The 16,422-nt window shown below is 64.4% G+C and carries 14 protein-coding genes; 6 read left to right on the forward strand and 8 right to left on the reverse strand.

Going from position 1 to position 16,422, the window contains the following annotated elements:
• Positions 1-24: 24 nt before the first annotated feature.
• Positions 25-759 (forward strand): AAA family ATPase, encoded by a 735-nt coding sequence (locus CXR00_RS09660; protein ID WP_104054295.1) that lies wholly within the window; start codon positions 25-27, stop codon positions 757-759.
• Positions 760-842: 83 nt separating this feature from the next.
• Positions 843-1,907: a tartrate dehydrogenase gene (locus tag CXR00_RS09665; RefSeq protein ID WP_104054830.1), complete on the forward strand. Its 1,065-nt coding sequence runs from the start codon at positions 843-845 to the stop codon at positions 1,905-1,907.
• Here the strand turns inward: CXR00_RS09665 and CXR00_RS09670 are convergent.
• Complete coding sequence (locus CXR00_RS09670) at positions 1,904-3,037, reverse strand: tartrate dehydrogenase (protein ID WP_104054296.1); 1,134 nt, start codon at positions 3,035-3,037, stop codon at positions 1,904-1,906. The two genes, CXR00_RS09665 and CXR00_RS09670, sit on opposite strands and share 4 nt — an antisense overlap.
• Positions 3,038-3,144: 107 nt before the next feature.
• Here CXR00_RS09670 and CXR00_RS09675 point away from each other — a divergent pair, with 107 nt between their 5' ends.
• Both CXR00_RS09675 and CXR00_RS09680 read left to right on the forward strand, forming a co-directional pair.
• Complete coding sequence (locus tag CXR00_RS09675) at positions 3,145-4,773, forward strand: DASS family sodium-coupled anion symporter (protein ID WP_104054297.1); 1,629 nt, start codon at positions 3,145-3,147, stop codon at positions 4,771-4,773.
• A gap of 73 nt (positions 4,774-4,846) precedes the next feature.
• Positions 4,847-5,689 (forward strand): alpha/beta fold hydrolase, encoded by an 843-nt coding sequence (locus CXR00_RS09680; protein ID WP_104054298.1) that lies wholly within the window; start codon positions 4,847-4,849, stop codon positions 5,687-5,689.
• A gap of 42 nt (positions 5,690-5,731) precedes the next feature.
• Here the strand turns inward: CXR00_RS09680 and CXR00_RS09685 are convergent, their stop codons facing one another.
• Positions 5,732-6,541: a 1-acyl-sn-glycerol-3-phosphate acyltransferase gene (locus CXR00_RS09685; protein ID WP_258060356.1), complete on the reverse strand. Its 810-nt coding sequence runs from the start codon at positions 6,539-6,541 to the stop codon at positions 5,732-5,734.
• A gap of 144 nt (positions 6,542-6,685) precedes the next feature.
• On the opposite strand from CXR00_RS09685, the gene CXR00_RS09690 reads away from it, so the two are divergent.
• On the forward strand, positions 6,686-7,630 hold the full coding sequence (locus tag CXR00_RS09690; RefSeq protein ID WP_104054300.1) for an alpha/beta fold hydrolase: 945 nt from the start codon (positions 6,686-6,688) through the stop codon (positions 7,628-7,630).
• Here CXR00_RS09690 and CXR00_RS09695 read toward each other — a convergent pair.
• From CXR00_RS09695 to CXR00_RS09710, 4 genes are all read right to left on the reverse strand, one after another.
• On the reverse strand, positions 7,612-8,382 hold the full coding sequence (locus CXR00_RS09695; RefSeq protein ID WP_104054301.1) for a glycosyltransferase family A protein: 771 nt from the start codon (positions 8,380-8,382) through the stop codon (positions 7,612-7,614). The genes CXR00_RS09690 and CXR00_RS09695 overlap by 19 nt on opposite strands.
• A gap of 90 nt (positions 8,383-8,472) precedes the next feature.
• A complete protein-coding gene (nhaA, locus tag CXR00_RS09700) occupies positions 8,473-9,846 on the reverse strand; it encodes a Na+/H+ antiporter NhaA (protein WP_104054302.1) in 1,374 nt (457 codons plus the stop codon).
• 123 nt (positions 9,847-9,969) lie between these two features.
• On the reverse strand, positions 9,970-10,992 hold the full coding sequence (gene ligD, locus CXR00_RS09705; RefSeq protein WP_181032283.1) for a non-homologous end-joining DNA ligase: 1,023 nt from the start codon (positions 10,990-10,992) through the stop codon (positions 9,970-9,972).
• Positions 10,993-11,088: 96 nt separating this feature from the next.
• Positions 11,089-12,312: an MFS transporter gene (locus CXR00_RS09710; protein ID WP_237688567.1), complete on the reverse strand. Its 1,224-nt coding sequence runs from the start codon at positions 12,310-12,312 to the stop codon at positions 11,089-11,091.
• Positions 12,313-12,583: 271 nt separating this feature from the next.
• On the opposite strand from CXR00_RS09710, the gene CXR00_RS09715 reads away from it, so the two are divergent.
• Positions 12,584-14,302, forward strand: coding sequence for an alpha-glucosidase (locus CXR00_RS09715; RefSeq protein WP_104054303.1), 1,719 nt, complete (start codon positions 12,584-12,586; stop codon positions 14,300-14,302).
• Positions 14,303-14,315: 13 nt separating this feature from the next.
• Here the strand turns inward: CXR00_RS09715 and CXR00_RS09720 are convergent, their stop codons facing one another.
• Both CXR00_RS09720 and CXR00_RS09725 read right to left on the reverse strand, forming a co-directional pair.
• Positions 14,316-14,957, reverse strand: a complete 642-nt coding sequence (locus CXR00_RS09720; RefSeq protein WP_104054304.1) for a response regulator transcription factor — start codon at positions 14,955-14,957, stop codon at positions 14,316-14,318.
• The gene (locus CXR00_RS09725; RefSeq protein WP_104054305.1) at positions 14,954-16,246 is read right to left on the reverse strand and encodes a sensor histidine kinase; all 1,293 of its coding nucleotides are present in this window, start codon (positions 16,244-16,246) and stop codon (positions 14,954-14,956) included. The genes CXR00_RS09720 and CXR00_RS09725 overlap by 4 nt, the downstream gene beginning before the upstream one ends.
• Positions 16,247-16,422: the final 176 nt, after the last annotated feature.

A 16,422-nucleotide genomic window follows, 5' to 3' on the forward strand; every position in this document is an offset into this window, starting at 1 on the left:
CGGGACTGATGTCAGACTGGGGGGATGCGAGAATCCCGGGGGCTTGATGATGCGCGGCTGGTCCGAGAAGTGCGGGTGCGGCAAGACGCAGACATCCCGAAGGACCGCTGGCCGGCGAACATTCCCGCAGTGGCCGCCGTCGTGGACTCCGGTTTGGAGCTGCCCCCGGGGGTAACCTTCCTGGTGGGCGAGAACGGAAGCGGAAAATCCACCCTTGTGGAGGCAGTGGCGGCAGCCTACGGACTCGGGCCCGAGGGCGGCAGCGTTCATTCGGCCCATTCGACGCACGGAACCGAATCACCGCTGAGCAGCTGGATTTCACTGGTCCGGCAGGCGGGTGCGCCCAAGTGGGGGTTCTTCCTCCGGGCCGAGACCATGCACGGTTTCTACACCTTCCAGGACCAGCTTGAGGGCGGCCACGATTTCCACACCATGAGCCATGGAGAGTCCTTCCTCGCCGTAGCCGAGACCTACTTGGATTCCCCCGGCTTCTACTGCTTGGACGAGCCGGAGGCAGCGCTGTCCTTCAGCTCCACGCTGGCCATGATCGGCGTCTTGGACGATCTGGCGGCCAATGGCTCCCAGATCCTGTGCGCAACCCACTCCCCCGTGCTGGCTTCCCTGCCGGGAGCCACCATCTATGAAACGGGCGAGCATGGAATTGCCCGGCGGAACTGGGAGGACCTGGACCTGGTTTCGAACTGGAAGTCCTACCTGAACGAGCCACGCCGGTACCTGCGGCATATTCTGGACCGATGACGGAGCACCGGGCAGTTCACGCCTGGACCGCGTTCTGTTCCGGACTTTGACATTACGGGTATGTTCCCGATGTGATGGGGCTCATGACTGACCGCTACCGCATTGCACTCATTCCCGGCGACGGCATTGGCCACGAGGTGCTGCCGCCTGCCCGCGCAGTGCTCGACGCCGTCGCGCGCCGCCACGGCATCGACCTCACCTACGACGAATTCGACTGGTCCTGCCAGCGCTATCTGGAGCAGGGTGCCATGATGCCCGCAGACGGACTAGACCAGATCCGCGGGCACGACTCGATTCTGCTCGGCGCGGTCGGCTGGCCCGGGGTGCCGGACCATGTCAGCCTGTGGGGGCTGCTCATTCCCATCCGCCGCGAGTTCCGGCAGTACGTGAACCTGCGCCCTATCCGGGTCCTGGACGGTGTTCCCAGCCCGCTGCGAAGTGAGCTGACGGACCCCGGCGTCGATTTTGTGGTGGTGCGTGAAAACAGTGAAGGCGAGTACTCGGAGATCGGCGGCCGGCTGAACCGCGGGCTTCCTTCCGAAATGGCCATCCAGGAATCGGTCTTCACCCGCGAGGGTGTCACCCGCATCCTTGATTATGCCTTTGACCTTGCGGGCCAGAGGCGGGGTGTACTGACCTCCGCCACCAAATCGAACGGCATCATCCACACCATGCCTTTCTGGGACGAACTGCTGCAGGAACGCGCGGCGGACTACCCCGGGGTGCAGTGGAACCAGGAGCACATTGACGCGCTCGCCGCGAAGGTGGTGCTGAACCCGTCCCGCTTCGACGTGATTGTTGGCTCCAACCTGTTCGGGGACATCCTCAGCGACCTGGCGGCGGCCATTGCCGGGAGCATCGGCATCGCCCCCTCCGCCAACCTCAACCCCGAGCGCGAGTTCCCCTCCATGTTCGAGCCCGTGCACGGCTCCGCCCCTGACATTTACGGCCAGGGCGTGGCAAATCCGCTGGGGGCCATCTGGTCCGCATCCATGATGCTGGACCACCTCGGGCATCCGGAGGCCGGAGCCGAGGTGCTCGAAGCCGTGTTCGGTGTGCTGGCAGATTCGCCGGTGCGGACCAGGGACCTGGGCGGCACCGCCGGCACCGAGGAATTCACCCGCGAAATCCTGGGCCGGATCGGTTAGCCGGAAACCGAACCGGACAGCTCGGTGAGTCGCAGCGCCTCGATGACGGCGTTGGTGACCTCTTCGGTGTCCGCGGATCCGCCGACGTCGCGGGTACGGATGCCGGCGGCCGTGACTGCTGCCACCGCGGCCTCCAGCCTCCGGGCCGCGGCGGGCAGGCCCAGATGGTCCAGCATCAGTGCGGCACTCAGGATGGCTCCCACGGGGTTGCAGATCCCGCGTCCGGCAATATCGGGAGCCGATCCGTGCACCGGCTCAAACATGGACGGGAACCTGCGCTCCGGGTTGAGGTTCGCGCTCGCCGCCAGGCCCAGGCTGCCTGCGAGCGCCGAGCCAAGGTCTGAGAGGATGTCGGCGAAGAGGTTGGATGCCACCACCACTGACAGGTCCTCCGGATGCAGGACAAACTTGGCGCTCATCGCATCCACCAGGACGCTCTCGGTTCTCACATCCGGATAGTCGGCAGCCACCCGCTTAAAGACATCGTCCCAGAGCACTGAACCGTACTGCTGGGCATTGGACTTGGTGACACTGGAAACCTTGCGCACCGGGCGGGTTCGGGCCAGGTCAAAGGCGAAACGGATGATGCGCTCGCAGCCCTTTTCCGTGAACAGCGCGGTTTGTACGGCCACTTCGTTGCCCGGTCCCCGGCCGGAGAGATTGCGCCCTCCCAGACCGGCGTATTCGCCTTCGCTGTTCTCCCGGACCACCACCCAGTCCAGCGGCACCCGGTCGGCCTTGCGCAGCGGGGACTCGATGCCCGGCAGGAATGTCACCGGGCGCACATTGGCCCACTGGTCAAAGTTCTGCGTGATGTTCAGCCGCAGCCCCCACAGGCTCACATGGTCCGGAACGTTCTCCCACCCCACGGCTCCGAAGTAAATGGCGTCGAAGCCGCGCAGCACATCAAGCCCCTCCGGATCCATCATGCGGCCGTGCTCGGCGTAATACTCGGATCCCCACGGGAACTCCTGCCACTCAAACCCGAAGGAGCCTTCCGCGCTCCCGTCCGGATTTCCCCCGGACTGATCAGCCAGGGCATCCAGGACCCGCCGGCCTGCGGCAATCACTTCCTTACCCACTCCGTCGGCCGGAATAGCGGCTATTCGAAAGCATTTTTGTACCCGCATCATTTGCTCCTTTTGGCTCTTTCTTCAAGAAAGTGCATAACAGGTTCTGGACGCAGCGCAAGGTACTACGCCATAGTGAACGCATTCAACGAGGAAGGACCCCGATTGTGTATACGCAACAGCCGGCTCCAACCGAGGATTCGGGCGCCCCGCAACGCACAGATGTTCGCGCAGCGCTTTTGGGAGGCACCACCTTCCGCAGTCTCAGCGAACAGACGCTCTCGCCCCGGGAGGAGAAGTTTGAACGCGTCCGCCAAACCATCGGCCTGTTCCTGGCCCCCGTCGTCGCCGTCGTTTTCGCCCTGCTCCCCCTAAACCTGGATTTACAGCAGCACATGCTCGCCGCAATCCTGCTGGGGGTCATTGTCCTGTGGATCTGCGAGCCCGTGCCCATCCCGATCGGCGGACTCATTGGCGTCGCAGCCATCGTGATCCTGGGCGTGGCCCCGGCCAGTGCCGTCCTGGCTCCGTTCGGATCAACCACCATCTTCACCTTCATCGGCGCCTTCATCCTGGCGCAGGCCATGCTCAAGCACGGAATAGCGCAGCGCCTGGCCTTTGCCGTGCTCTCCGCGCCCGGGGTAGGGAAATCCACCTATCGGGTGGTGATCGCCTTCGGTGTGATTACCTGCCTGCTGTCGGCCTTCGTTTCAAACACCGCCACCGTCGCCATGCTGATGCCCACCGCGCTGGGTGTGCTGGTGGTCATCGCCAAACTGATGCAGGACCGGGGCATCGTCAAAGCTGATTTCGATCCGCTGCGGATGCGCGTCGGTGCCGCCCTGCTCCTGATGCTGGCCTATGGCGCCAGCGTGGGCGGACTGCTCACGCCTGTCGGGTCGCCACCGAACCTCATTGGCCGCGGACTGATCGAAGAAGCAACCGGTGTCCGCATTTCCTTCGCCCAGTGGATGGCCATTGCCGCCCCCGTGTGCCTGGCGATGTTTGTGGTGCTGTCCCTAGTGATGCTGCTGCTGAACAAGCCGGAAATCCGCCGCTTGGAGGGCGTGGAAGACTATGTGCGCGAGCAGCGCGAGGCCCAGGGAAAAATGTCACGGGCCGAGGTCAACACGCTCATAGCCTTCGGCGTGACCGTCACCCTGTGGCTGGCCCCCGCCGTCGCGAGCCTGATCGGTGGCACGGAATCCGAGGCGTACATCTTCCTGGACGACCGCCTGGATGAAGGAATTGTGGCCGTCCTCGGTGCCTCCCTGCTGTTTATCCTGCCCGTGAACTGGAAGCAGCGGCAGGCCACCCTGACCTGGTCCGACGCAGCCAAGATCGACTGGGGCACCATCCTGCTCTTCGGAACCGGCATTATCTTCGGTGCGCTGCTCGCCTCCACCGGCCTTGCCGAGACGATCGGCAAGGGCGCCTCGGAGAACCTGAACATCACCAACATCGTGGCCATCACAGCGTTCTCCGCAATCCTGGCCATCCTGATCTCGGAAACCACGTCCAACACCGCTTCCGCCGCGGTGATCGTGCCGATCGTGATCCCCCTGTGCCAGGCCATTGGCGTCGACCCCTTTGTGCCGGCTCTGGCAGCCACCTTCGCCGCGTCCTTCGGGTTCATGCTGCCGGTGTCCACACCGCAGAATGCCATTGTCTACGGAACCGGCGCCGTACCCATCACGCGGATGATCCGCACCGGACTGTTCTTCGACATTCTTGGAGCCGTCCTCATTATTGCCCTCGTGCCCGTGATGATTGCCGTCGTAGGAATCGGCGGTTAACTCCCGCAGCGCAAAGTCAGGACGCTGCAGTCTTCACCAGCCCGAAATGACGTCGCCCTCGAAAGGAACAGCCATGCCCCATGTCACAGTAGGGACCGAGAACACCGGAGACATCAACCTCCATTACCAGGACCACGGGTCCGGCCGGCCGGTGCTGCTGATCCACGGCTATCCGCTGGACGGAGATTCCTGGGAGCGGCAAACCCGTGCCCTGCTGGGCGGGGGCTACCGGGTGATTACTTATGACCGGCGCGGATTCGGACGGTCCAGCCACCCGAACTCCGGCTATGACTACGACACTTTCGCCGATGATCTCTCCACGATCATCAATGAACTGGACCTGCGGGACGTGGTACTGGTGGGCTTCTCCATGGGCACCGGGGAACTCGCCCGCTACGTTGGCCGGCACGGCACCGAGAGAATAGGTGGCCTGGCCTTCCTCGCCTCGCTGGAACCGTTCCTGCTGCAGACCGATGACAATCCAACCGGCGTGCCGGCCGAGGTCTTTGAAGGTATCGCCACGGCCGCCCAGGTAGACCGATTTGCCTGGTTCAACAGCTTCTTTTCCGACTTCTACAACCTGCCGGAAAACCTGGGCACCCGCATCAGCGAAGAGGCCGTCCGGGGCAGCTGGAACGTGGCTGCGGGAAGCGCGCCGCGGGCGGCGTACGCCGTGGTGCCGTCCTGGCTTACGGATTTCCGGGACGACGTCGTTAAGGTCCGGGAATCAGGGCTTCCGGTCCTCATCCTGCACGGTACTGCCGACAACATCCTGCCCATCGACGCAACCGGCCGTCCGTTTTCACAGGCGCTTCCCGATGCCCGGTACGTGGAGGTGGAGGATGCGCCGCACGGCCTGCTCTGGACCCACGCCGACGAGGTCAACGCCGCCCTGCTGGACTTCCTGGACAGCTGAAACAGGAAGCGCACCTGAACAGGAACTGCAGCTGCCGGACGGCTAGCCGGTGATCTTGTACTTCTCGCGGTCCTGTTCATCCAGGACGAGCTGCTCTTCCACGGTCATGGCGCTGCCGCCGCGGCTGACGGGCATCCACCAGGCGCCCGGTTCAGGTTTCACCGGATAGGTGTCGATGCAGTGGTCCATGCCGGCCTGGAGGGTTTTCTGCAGCAGCTCGGTCGCTTCGGGTACCGACGCATCAGGGGCAACCTGCATCATTGGACTGACATGGATCCGCACCGGGTTCTTCCACACGGATTTCAGGCTAAGTCCGTGTCCGCCGCGGGTGAGCATGCGGTGGCTGCCCCAGACAGAGACGGGGATGATGGGTACGCCGGCTTCGGCTGCCATCCGGACCGCGCCCGTCTTGAGCTTACGTACGCTGAAGCTGCGGCTGACGCCGGCTTCGGGGAGCACGGCAAGATACTCGCCGCGGCGCAGGGCCTCCACTGACTCCGTGTAAGCGGCGGCGCCGTTGGACCGGTCCACAATGATGTGCTCACACATCTCACAGACGGCTTTGACGAAGGGTTTACGTGCCGCTTTTTTGGTGACCAGGAAACGCATGTGTGCTCGGAGCTTCTTCCACACCAGATACTCGGCGAAAACAAAATCCAGATAACCGAAATGAGTGATGGCCACCACCGCGCCCTTGCCGGGAACAGCTGTCCGGGTCAGCCCATGGATCTCTTCATTACGGGGAAGGTTTTCGAGGCCGGAGGGCAGGACGGGTATCCGGAAGACCTTGGTCGAGGCGATCCCGGTCAAAACGATGCTGCGGTAGACGTACTTGTTGGGGGGAAACTTCAACGTCATCTCCTCGTGGATTATCCGGGCAGGACAATGATTCTATCTGCTTCGGGGCCGCATTCCCGCACGGAAGTACCGGCAGTCACAGCCGGCTTTTGGCCGTCCTCCCTGCCCCCGGGCCATGCTCCGTGGTTACTGTGGCGTATGGCATGGCGAAACCTGGCACGGGTGCGCGGAGGCCGGGGAGCTCTCAAAGCACATCCGGTCCTTCTCGACGACGCCCAGCGGCTCGATGCCCAACTGGGAGAGATCAACTGGGCAATGCCCCCAGCAGGATCTGTTGACCGCCCCTTTTCAGCGCCCAGCGGAACACTGGCCATGCGGACCATGGGAGCGCCGGCCGATCCACCCGTGGTCCTGGTGCCCGGAGCAATGGGATCCAAGGAAGACTTTTCTCTCATGATGCCGATACTGGCTGCTGCGGGATACTACGTCATCAGCTTCGACCTGGCCGGGCAGTATGAGTCAGCCGGGGCAGGACCGGAGAACTTGACGCCGCCGCAGAGCCACTACGAATATGACCTGTTCGTGAATGACGTCCTAACCGTCCTGGATTCGCTCAGCGGGCCGGCGCATGTGCTGGGCTACTCCTTTGCCGGCATCGTGTCCCAGATTGCCCTCACCCGCCGTCCTGACCTCTTCCGTTCCCTGTGCCTGCTGAGCTGTCCGCCGGTTCCGGGCCAGAGCTTCCGCACCGTGAGCCGGGTGGGCAGGTTTAGCCCCCTGGTCAATGACAAGATGCAGGCCGGACTCATCGTCTGGGGCATCCGCAAGAACTTTGTCGGGGTGCCGGCATCCCGCATGGACTTCATCAGTCACCGCTTTGACTACACGCGGAATGACTCGCTCCGGGACATTGTGGGATTGATGAAGCGGTCACCGGACCTGCGTGCCGCTCTCAAGGCGGCTCCGCAGCCCAAGCTGGTGGCGGTGGGCCGCGCGGATGTGTGGCCGCAATACCTGCATTACTCGTTCGCTGAATCCATTGGCGCCCGCTTTGCCGCCTACGGCGCAGGTCACGGACCCTGTGAGGACGCGCCGCACCAGCTCAGCCGTGACCTTCTGGCGCTCTATGCTTCTGCGGGCTGATCCGGCGGAGCGATTCCGGCACGTCTGCGGGCACGACGGCGGGCACGACGGCGGGCACGCGGTGATTCGGCGCGGAAATCCAGGTCGAAAGTTTGCCAGGCCATGACAACGCGGCGCTTCAGCCCGCTCCAGCTGTCGAAGGGACGGGCTGAAACTCCCACCCGCAGAGTCGGGTCGTACAGCACGGACATCCAGGGGCGGATCTGGTAACTCAGGTCCAGATCGTCATGGACCCGGCGCAGGTCCCGGTGCACCAGCGGGCGCAGCTGCGCCCACATCGAAGCGGATATGCCAAAGTTGGATCCAAAGAGCGGCGGGTGGCCCAGGAACGCTCCGACGACGTGAATGTAGCCCGCTATGTAAATGTTCTCGCCAATCCAGCGTGTGAGCCGGTTCCCGCCGTAAAAATCTCCCGGTCCGGTCACCGCAGTCATGGGACCCTGGGCAACCAGGATCCTCTCCACGCGTTCAACCCAATCAGGCGGCGGAACCGAGTCGGCATCCAGCCGGGCCAAAAGGTTCCCGGAGGCTGCGTCGAACCCGGCCGCTGTTGCTCCGGCGATTCCGGGAACGGACAGGAACAGGCGCCGAACGCCGGCAGCAGCACAGACGGCGGCCGTGTCATCGGTGCTGCCGTTGTCCACCACCAGCACCTCGTCCGGCTGCCGTGTCTGCCGCTGGAGCGCAGCCAGGCAGGCAGCGAGCATGGGGGCGTCGTTGCGGGACGGGATAACCACAGAGATAGTCGGCATGGTGCTCCGACTGTAGCGGCGTCCGTCCCCGGCGGATATGCCCCTGCCCGTTCTGTGCGTTCGGAGCCGTAATTCTCCTGGCGCGGGGCCTCAGCCCTGGCGGCCCTGCTGGTAGACGTCGGGAACGCCGTCGGCATCGGCGTCGACGTTTTCCTCTGCCTCGACGGTGCGGTAGTGCCGGTTGCGCGGGGTCAGCACCAGGGACGCGAGCAGTGCGGCCACGATCGATGCCGCCAGGATGCCCACCTTGGCGTGGTCGTTGGGGATGGTGCCGTGGCCAAAGCTCAGGTCCGCGACCAGCAGCGAGACGGTGAAACCAATACCGGCCAGCACTGCCACACCGAACAGATCGATCCACTTGAAGGACGTATCCAGCTTGGCGCGGGTGAGCTTGGTGAGCAGCCAGGTGGTTCCCAGGATCCCGATGGGCTTACCCAGCACCAGGCCGGCAATGATGCCCAGCGAGATGGGATCGGTCAGCGAGGACATGAAGCCGTCCCAGCCGCCCACGGCGACGCCGGCGGAGAAGAACGCGAAAACCGGTACCGCAAATCCGGCAGAGAGCGGGCGGAAGCGGTGTTCGAAGATCTCCGAGAGTCCGGGGCCTGCCTCAGGACCGCCGCTGGCCTGGCTGCGGATCACGGGTACCGCGAAGCCCAGCAGCACTCCGGCCACCGTGGCGTGGATGCCGGAGGCATGCACCAGTGCCCAGACGACGACGCCGATCGGCAGCAGGATGAACCACGCGGCGGAAGCTTTCAGGCCGAAGAAACGGCGGTACTTTTGCGCCAGGAAGGTATAGAGGGCAAGACCGGCGACGGCGAGGAGCAGCGGCGTGATTTCGAGGTCTTCGGTGTAGAACACGGCAATGATGGTGATGGCGAGCAGGTCGTCAACCACGGCGAGGGTCAGCAGGAAGATCCGCAGGGCGGACGGCAGGTGGGAGCCGATGATGGCGAGCACGGCAACGGCGAAGGCAATGTCAGTGGCGGTGGGAATGGCCCAGCCGTTGAGGCTTTCGGGGTGACCCCAGTTGATGGCGGCATAGATCGCGGCCGGGACCGCCACTCCACCCACGGCAGCCGCCACCGGGACGATGGCCTTGCTGATGTTCCGCAGGTCGCCGGCGACGAACTCCCGCTTGAGTTCCAGCCCCACGAGGAAGAAGAAGACAGCCAGAAGTCCGTCTGCAGCCCAGGCCCCCAGACTCAGCTGCAGATGCCACGGCTCGTAGCCTATTTCAAAGTCACGCAGCGCAAAGTAGCTGTCCGAAAGCGGTGAGTTGGCCCAGACGATGGCGATCAGTGCGGCCGCCACCAGCAGCATGCCGCCGACGGTTTCCTTGCGCAGGATCTCGCCGATGCGGACTTTCTCGCTGTAGCTGCCGCGGCTCAGGACGCCGGGGCGGTCAGCGGAGGTCTTGGATCCGGGCGACTGAGGCTCCGGTGAGGTGTTGGACGGCATGGAAGCTCCTGAAAAAGCGGTCGACAATGTTGTTGCCGACCAGACTTCCCGGCGCACCTTCGCTCCACTTTACGGGAAACTAAGCCTTCTTGCGTGAACGGCTAGTCCTTCTTGCGTGAACGGCTAGTCCTTTTTGCGTGCACGGCTGGGCTGGACCCGCATCGGTTCACCGGGCATCTTGGGGTAATCCGGCGGGAACGGCATCTCTCCCAGACCGTCGTCCACGTCCCGCTGCCACCACTGCAGCAGCACGTCAATGCTGCCGGGGCTGGAGCCCATGTCTGCCCATGGGTCCCCCACCGTTCGCAGGCGTTCCGGGACTGTGAGGACGGTGAACTTCCGGGGGTCAGCCTTCTCCAGCTCATCCCAGCGGAGCGGAGTGGACACCGGTGCATGCGGCAGTGCCCGCGGGCTGTATGCACCGGCAATGGTGCGGTCCCGGTTGGCCTGGTTGAAATCCACAAAGATCTTCTGGCCGCGCTCTTCCTTCCACCAGGCCGTGGTGACGTGCTCCGGCATGCGGCGTTCAAGCTCACGTGCCGCCGCGATGACTGCGTGCCGGACGTCGAGGAACTCGTGGTCGGCGGTGATCGGGGCATAAACGTGAAGGCCGCGGTTGCCCGACGTCTTGATGAATGCTTCCAGACCGGCTTCGGCCAGGACCGCACGCAGCTCAAACGCGGCGGGAACGGCGTCGTCGAAGTCGGTGCCGGGCTGTGGATCCAGATCTATTCGCAGCTGGTCCGGATTGTCGGTGTTCTCGGCCCGGGACGGCCAGGGGTGGAAAACCACAGTGTTCATCTGCACGGCCCACACGGCAGCCGCAGGCTCGTCGAGCACCAGTTGCGGGTGGGACCGGGCGCTCGGGTAGGTCACGGTGACGGCGCGGATGAAGTCCGGTGCTCCCTTAGGCGGGTTCTTCGAGAAGAACTGTTCGCCGTCGATCCCTTCCGGGAATCTCTGCAGTGACACCGGGCGGTCACCGTTGGCGGTGATGAAGGCGTCACCAACCTCCGCCACATAATGCGCGAGGTCAAGCTTAGTTAGCCCCTGTTCGGCCCACAGCACGCGGTCCGGACTGGAGATGCGCATCTCGCGCTCGCCGTGGGGGCCAGGGACAGTCAGGGTGGTTGCTTTGCCGGCCATGGCCATAACCTACTCGGAAATGCCGGTGCCGTCACCGTTCGGCGCCGGTGGGTACGCGCCGGTTGCCTGCCGGTTGCCTACCGGCGGGGGGGCAGGTCAGGCAGGTACGTCAACCGGCACTTCAGTGCTGCGGCGGTAGCGCTTATGGCCGTGGACAAAGTGGTAGAGCACCGTGGCGGCCAAGATGCACCCGGCCAGCAGCCAGTACATGCCGTGGAACCCGGTGACGGACACCAGCGCACCCAGGGCAAGCGGGCCGAGGCCGACGCCGGCGTCCATCATGATGAAGTAGGTGGAGGTTGCCAGGCCAATGCGGTGCGGCGGCGCCATGGTCACGGCGATGGCCTGGGCGGTGGGAACCAGGGCACCGAAGCCGATGCCCACAAACACTCCTGCCGCCGCCAGCACCAGGCCGTTGGGCGCCCAGGCCAGCATGGCCAGGCCGGCGGCGAAGGAGACGAGCGTTGGATAAATGACGGCGTTGTCCCCGTACTTGTCCTGCAGCCGTCCCATGAACAGCCGTGAAAGCAGCACCACGGCGGCGTACACCAGGAAGAAGGCGCTGGCTGCGCTCACCAAATTCTCCTCCTTGGCATAGGAGTTCAGGAACGTCAGGATGCCAGCGTATGAGGCACCTGCCACAAACATCACGGAGGCAATGGGCAAGGCTGCAGGATCCAGAATGTCCGCAAAGCGAAGATGCCACTTACGCGCCTGTTCCGCCGCCGTCGGCGTGCGTTCGGGCAGCCGAAGCATCAAGGCAACAACCAGGGCCAGGGCTGCGCAGGCGGCGCTGGTCAGGAACAGGAAATCGTAGGTCATGGTGTCCACAATCAGCACGGCCAGGAAGGGGCCGACGGCGGTGGCCAGTGTGGTGGAGATGCCGAAGTATCCGGTGCCTTCTCCGCGGCGGCGGACCGGAATCAGACCCATGACGGACGCGGAAATGGAAGTGCTGGCTGCACCGAAGGCAGCACCGTGGAACAGCCGGATGGCCAGCAACACGGCCAGGCTGTCCGCCAGCGGATAGAGCAGGGCGGCCGCCGTGAAAACCGCCAGGCCGCCCAGCAGCAGGCGCCTCCGCCCGATGAAGTCCAGGAACTTTCCGCTGAAAACCCGGGCCACGAGAGCCCCGATGACGAAGGAGCCGGAGGCAAAACCGGCGGCGCTGTCCGAGGCGGAGAACTGCTCAACGGCATAAAGCGCCATGGTGGTCATCAACAGGTAGAACACCAGGGAGAGGAAAAAGTTGGTGATGATGGCCAGGACGAACCCCTTGGTCCACAGTCTCTGGCCGGATTCCGAAACGCCGCGCGTCACCGCATACTCCTGTTGTCTTGTCCCGGGGTCATGGTGAGAAGGATATTGTGCCGGGCAGGCCCCTGATGAACCGGCGGAACAACGTTACGCCTCCCGAAAATCGAGATTGAAACAAAGACCGGTAAGTGTGGCTCTTCTCTCATGCCTGCGGGGGGGGGCGGCCGCAGGTTTTCTCCGGGCAGCAGACGCCGCAAGACTCCCCTTCCCTGTTCGGTGAGCTGCCGCGGACATAAACTTCTACCCATCCGGCCTGCGAAAGGACCGCCGCCCCATGAGGAACCCGTATCTGCCGGCATGGTGGACCAGCGCCGTCGTTTACCAGATTTACACGCGGAGTTTTTCGGACAGCACGGGGGACGGCATCGGCGATATCACGGGTGTCATTGAGCGTCTGGACTACCTCAGCGAGCTGGGGGTGGACGTCATCTGGCTCTCCCCCATCCACCAGTCTCCCCAGCATGACAACGGTTATGACATCTCCAACTACCGGCGCATCGACCACCTGTACGGCACCGAAGAGGAGTTCGACCATCTGCTGGCCGAAGTGCACCGGCGCGGCATGAAACTGATCATGGACCTGGTGGTGAACCACACCTCCGATGAGCACTCGGCCTTTGTGGTCTCATCGTCATCCCGCAGCAACGTGTCGCGGGACTCCTACTTTTGGCGGGATCCGCGGCGGGGATTCTCTCCCGACAACCCGGGCGCCGAACCGAACAACTGGGGATCCATCTTTGGCGGCAGCGCATGGGAATATGACCCCCGAACGGAGCAGTACTACCTGCACCTGTTCAGTCCCCACCAGCCGGACCTGAACTGGGAAAGCACCCGCGTCCGTACCCGTGTCTACGAAATGATGAACTGGTGGCTGGACCGGGGCATTGACGGGTTCCGCATGGACGCCATCAACTTCATTTCCAAACGGCCCACCCTGCCGGACAGCCCGGTGGGAAGCGGCGGGATGTACGCGAACGGGGCTCCTTTCTACGTCTCCGGTCCCCGGGTGCACGAGTTCATCCAGGAGATGATGCGGGCGGTCTTCGATTTCCGGACCAGCGAGTATCTGGTGGTGGGCGAGACCGACGGCGTGACCGTGGAGGAGGCGGTGCTGTTCACCGACTCCCTGCGCGGGGAGCTGGACATGGTCTTCCAGTTCGAGCACATGCGCCTGGATCACGGGCCGGGCGGCAAGTGGGACCACCTGCCCATGAAGCTGCGCGACTTCAAGACGATCGCGAACCGGTGGCAGCGCTCGCTGGCGGACCGCGGCTGGAACAGCCTCTATGTGGGAAACCACGACCAGCCCCGGTCGGTGTCGCGTTTCGGCGATGACGCCGAGTACCGATACGAATCAGCCACCCTGTGGGCAACGGTGATCCATCTGCAGCGCGGCACGCCGTTCATTTACCAGGGCGACGAAATCGGAATGACCAATGCCGGCTTCACGTCACTGGACCAATATCGGGATGTGGAATCGCTCGCCTACTATGACTACGCGGTCGCCAGGGGCATAAACGAGGAACATGTGCTGGACACACTGGGAAAGGTCAGCCGTGACAACGCCCGAACTCCCATGCAGTGGGATGACTCCCCCAATGCGGGTTTTAGTGCAGGCAAACCCTGGATCGACGTCAATCCCAATTACCGGTCCGTTAACGCCGCGGCGGACAAGACCTCCGAAAAGTCAATTTTTCGTTACTATCAGCGGCTGATCCAGCTGCGTCACGAATCCTTGGTGGTATCCCTGGGGGACTTTGAAATGCTGGAACCCAACGACCCGCTGCTTTTTGCCTTCCGGCGCCGCCTGGGCAACGAGGAGCTGACCATCATGTGCAACGTCTCCGCCGGTTTGCTTCCCGTGCCCGCCTATCTGGGCGGTCCGGAACTGGTGCTGGGTAACTACAGGGAACCCGGCGACCCCAAGGTGCTGCGGCCGTGGGAAGCCCGAGTGCACCGCCTGACGCGGGTTTCCCCCACTGCCCGGGTCTAAATCCGCTGGGCTCTTAGCGCCGGATGATCCGCCGCTTCCTCGCCTCATTGACGGCAGCCGTACGGTTGTCCACGCCGAGCTTTTCGTAGATGTGCACCAAATGCGTTTTGACCGTGGCCTCGGAAATGAAGAGCTGCCGGGCCATCGCGCGGTTGGCCATTCCATCGGCCAGCAGCTGAAGCAGTTCCAGTTCACGCGGACTCAGCGTAGTTTCCGGACTGCGCAGCTGACCGAGCAGGCGTCCGGCCACCTGGGGAGCAAGCGCCGTCCTCCCCTGCGCAGCTGCTGCGACAGCAGCACGGATTTCTTCCGGAGCCGCGTCCTTCAGCATGTAACCGGCGGCGCCGGCGTCGACGGCGGCAAGAATGTCTGCGTCGCTGTCATACGTGGTGAGAATAAGGACCGGCGGACCGCCCGCTGCCCTGATCCGCCGCGTCGCCTCCGCGCCGTCCAGGCCGGATCCCATCTGCAGATCCATCAGCACCACATCAAACGGCGTACCCAGGGCTTGCTGGCGGGCCACCTCTGCGATGGCTGCAGCTCCGTCAGCCGCTTCTGCCGCTACCTCCAGTCCGTCGAAATCACCGAGCATGGCCCGCAGCCCGGTCCGGACCACCGGGTGGTCATCCACCAGCAGGACGCGGAGGCCGGTCATGCGTTAGCCCCCGGAATCACGGCGGAGTCCGTGGCTGCATCCAGCGGAAGCCGCAACGCCACCACAGTTCCCTCGCCCGGCGCCGACTCCACGCTCAGGGAGCCGTGCAGGTCGGCTATCCGCTCGCGCAGGGAGAGCAGGCCAAAGCCCGAGCCGTCGGCCCGGGGGCCGGTGGGGAGCGCCTCCGGATCAAAGCCCCCGCCGTCGTCGAACACATCCAGCGCCACGGAGTCCGGTGAGTATTCCAGGGTAACCACCGCGTTGGACGCGCCGGCGTGGGCCTCAATATTGGCCAGCAGCGACTGAGCTGCCCGCAGCAGAGTGGCCTCATAAGCGGGATGCAGGGGAACCGGGGTCCCGTCCACCCGGAAGATGCACCGCAGCGACCCGACGCCGGCAGCGGCCCGCCGCGCAGTATCCGCACACAATGCAGCGAGACGCGCGTCGAGGGAACCCCGCTCCAGCGGGGCCTCAGCGAGGCCGCGGACGAACCTCCGGGCCTCGGCGAGGTTCTCCGCGGCGGTGCTCTGGACCAGCCCGATTCGTTCTTTGGCCAGTGCCGGGTCGCCTGCATCAAGGGCGCTTCCGGCCGCACGGGAGAGCAGGACGATGCTGGACAGACCCTGGGCCAGGGTGTCGTGGATTTCCCGGGCCAATCGTTCGCGCTCCGTCAGTACTCCGGCATAGTGCTGGGACGCGGCCAGCTCGCCGCGAGTGCGGTTCAGCTCCGCGAGCGCAAGGCGCTGGTTGACGCTTTCACGGTGGAGGGATGAATACGCGCTGCCCATGACGACCGCGAACAGTGCACCGATCACCGGGCCGAGGAAGGCGGCTGCACTCGGCTGACCGGTGCGCGCCCACTGCGCCACAATCACGGCGGCAGTGGTGACCAGAACGGCGGCGAGCGCCGGGATGGTCCGCAGCAGCTGAAGGTCCAGGAAGAACAACGGGAAGGCCAGCCAAGAGAACTCCGGGCTGATGACCAGCAGGCACAGCCACAGCACTGTCACCACAGCGAGCCAGGCTGCGCCGTAGCGGCGGGGATCCGGTCCCCTGCCGGTGGAGGCGTGCCGGCTCTCAATTACGGTGCCTGCGACGTACACAGCGGCCAGCAGCGCACTTCCCGCATAGGCGCACGCGCGAACCGGCCAGGCCTGCGCAGTCATGCTCATCTGGATCACCGCCAGCAGGAGCAGACCGGCAAACGCGGTGTGCAGGGCGATGCGCAGTGCCCGCAGCACCACGTCGCCGGGGGAAGCGCCGTCGGTCCGTGGGTAGGCAGCACTCATATGGTCCAGCCTAGGCTCCCCCGATCCCGGGCACATCAACCGTTTGGTGGAGCGCAGGCTCAGCCCAACAACCGGTGCGGATCGACCGCTCGTCCGATGGAACGGTGCCGGTTTAGCGGGACGGTGGAAGACAAGGACAACAGGCCGGACATACCGGCCGACGATCTGGAAGGAAC

It is taken from the genome of Arthrobacter sp. 9E16 (genome assembly GCF_002929435.1).
Taxonomy (GTDB): domain Bacteria; phylum Actinomycetota; class Actinomycetes; order Actinomycetales; family Micrococcaceae; genus Arthrobacter_B; species Arthrobacter_B sunyaminii.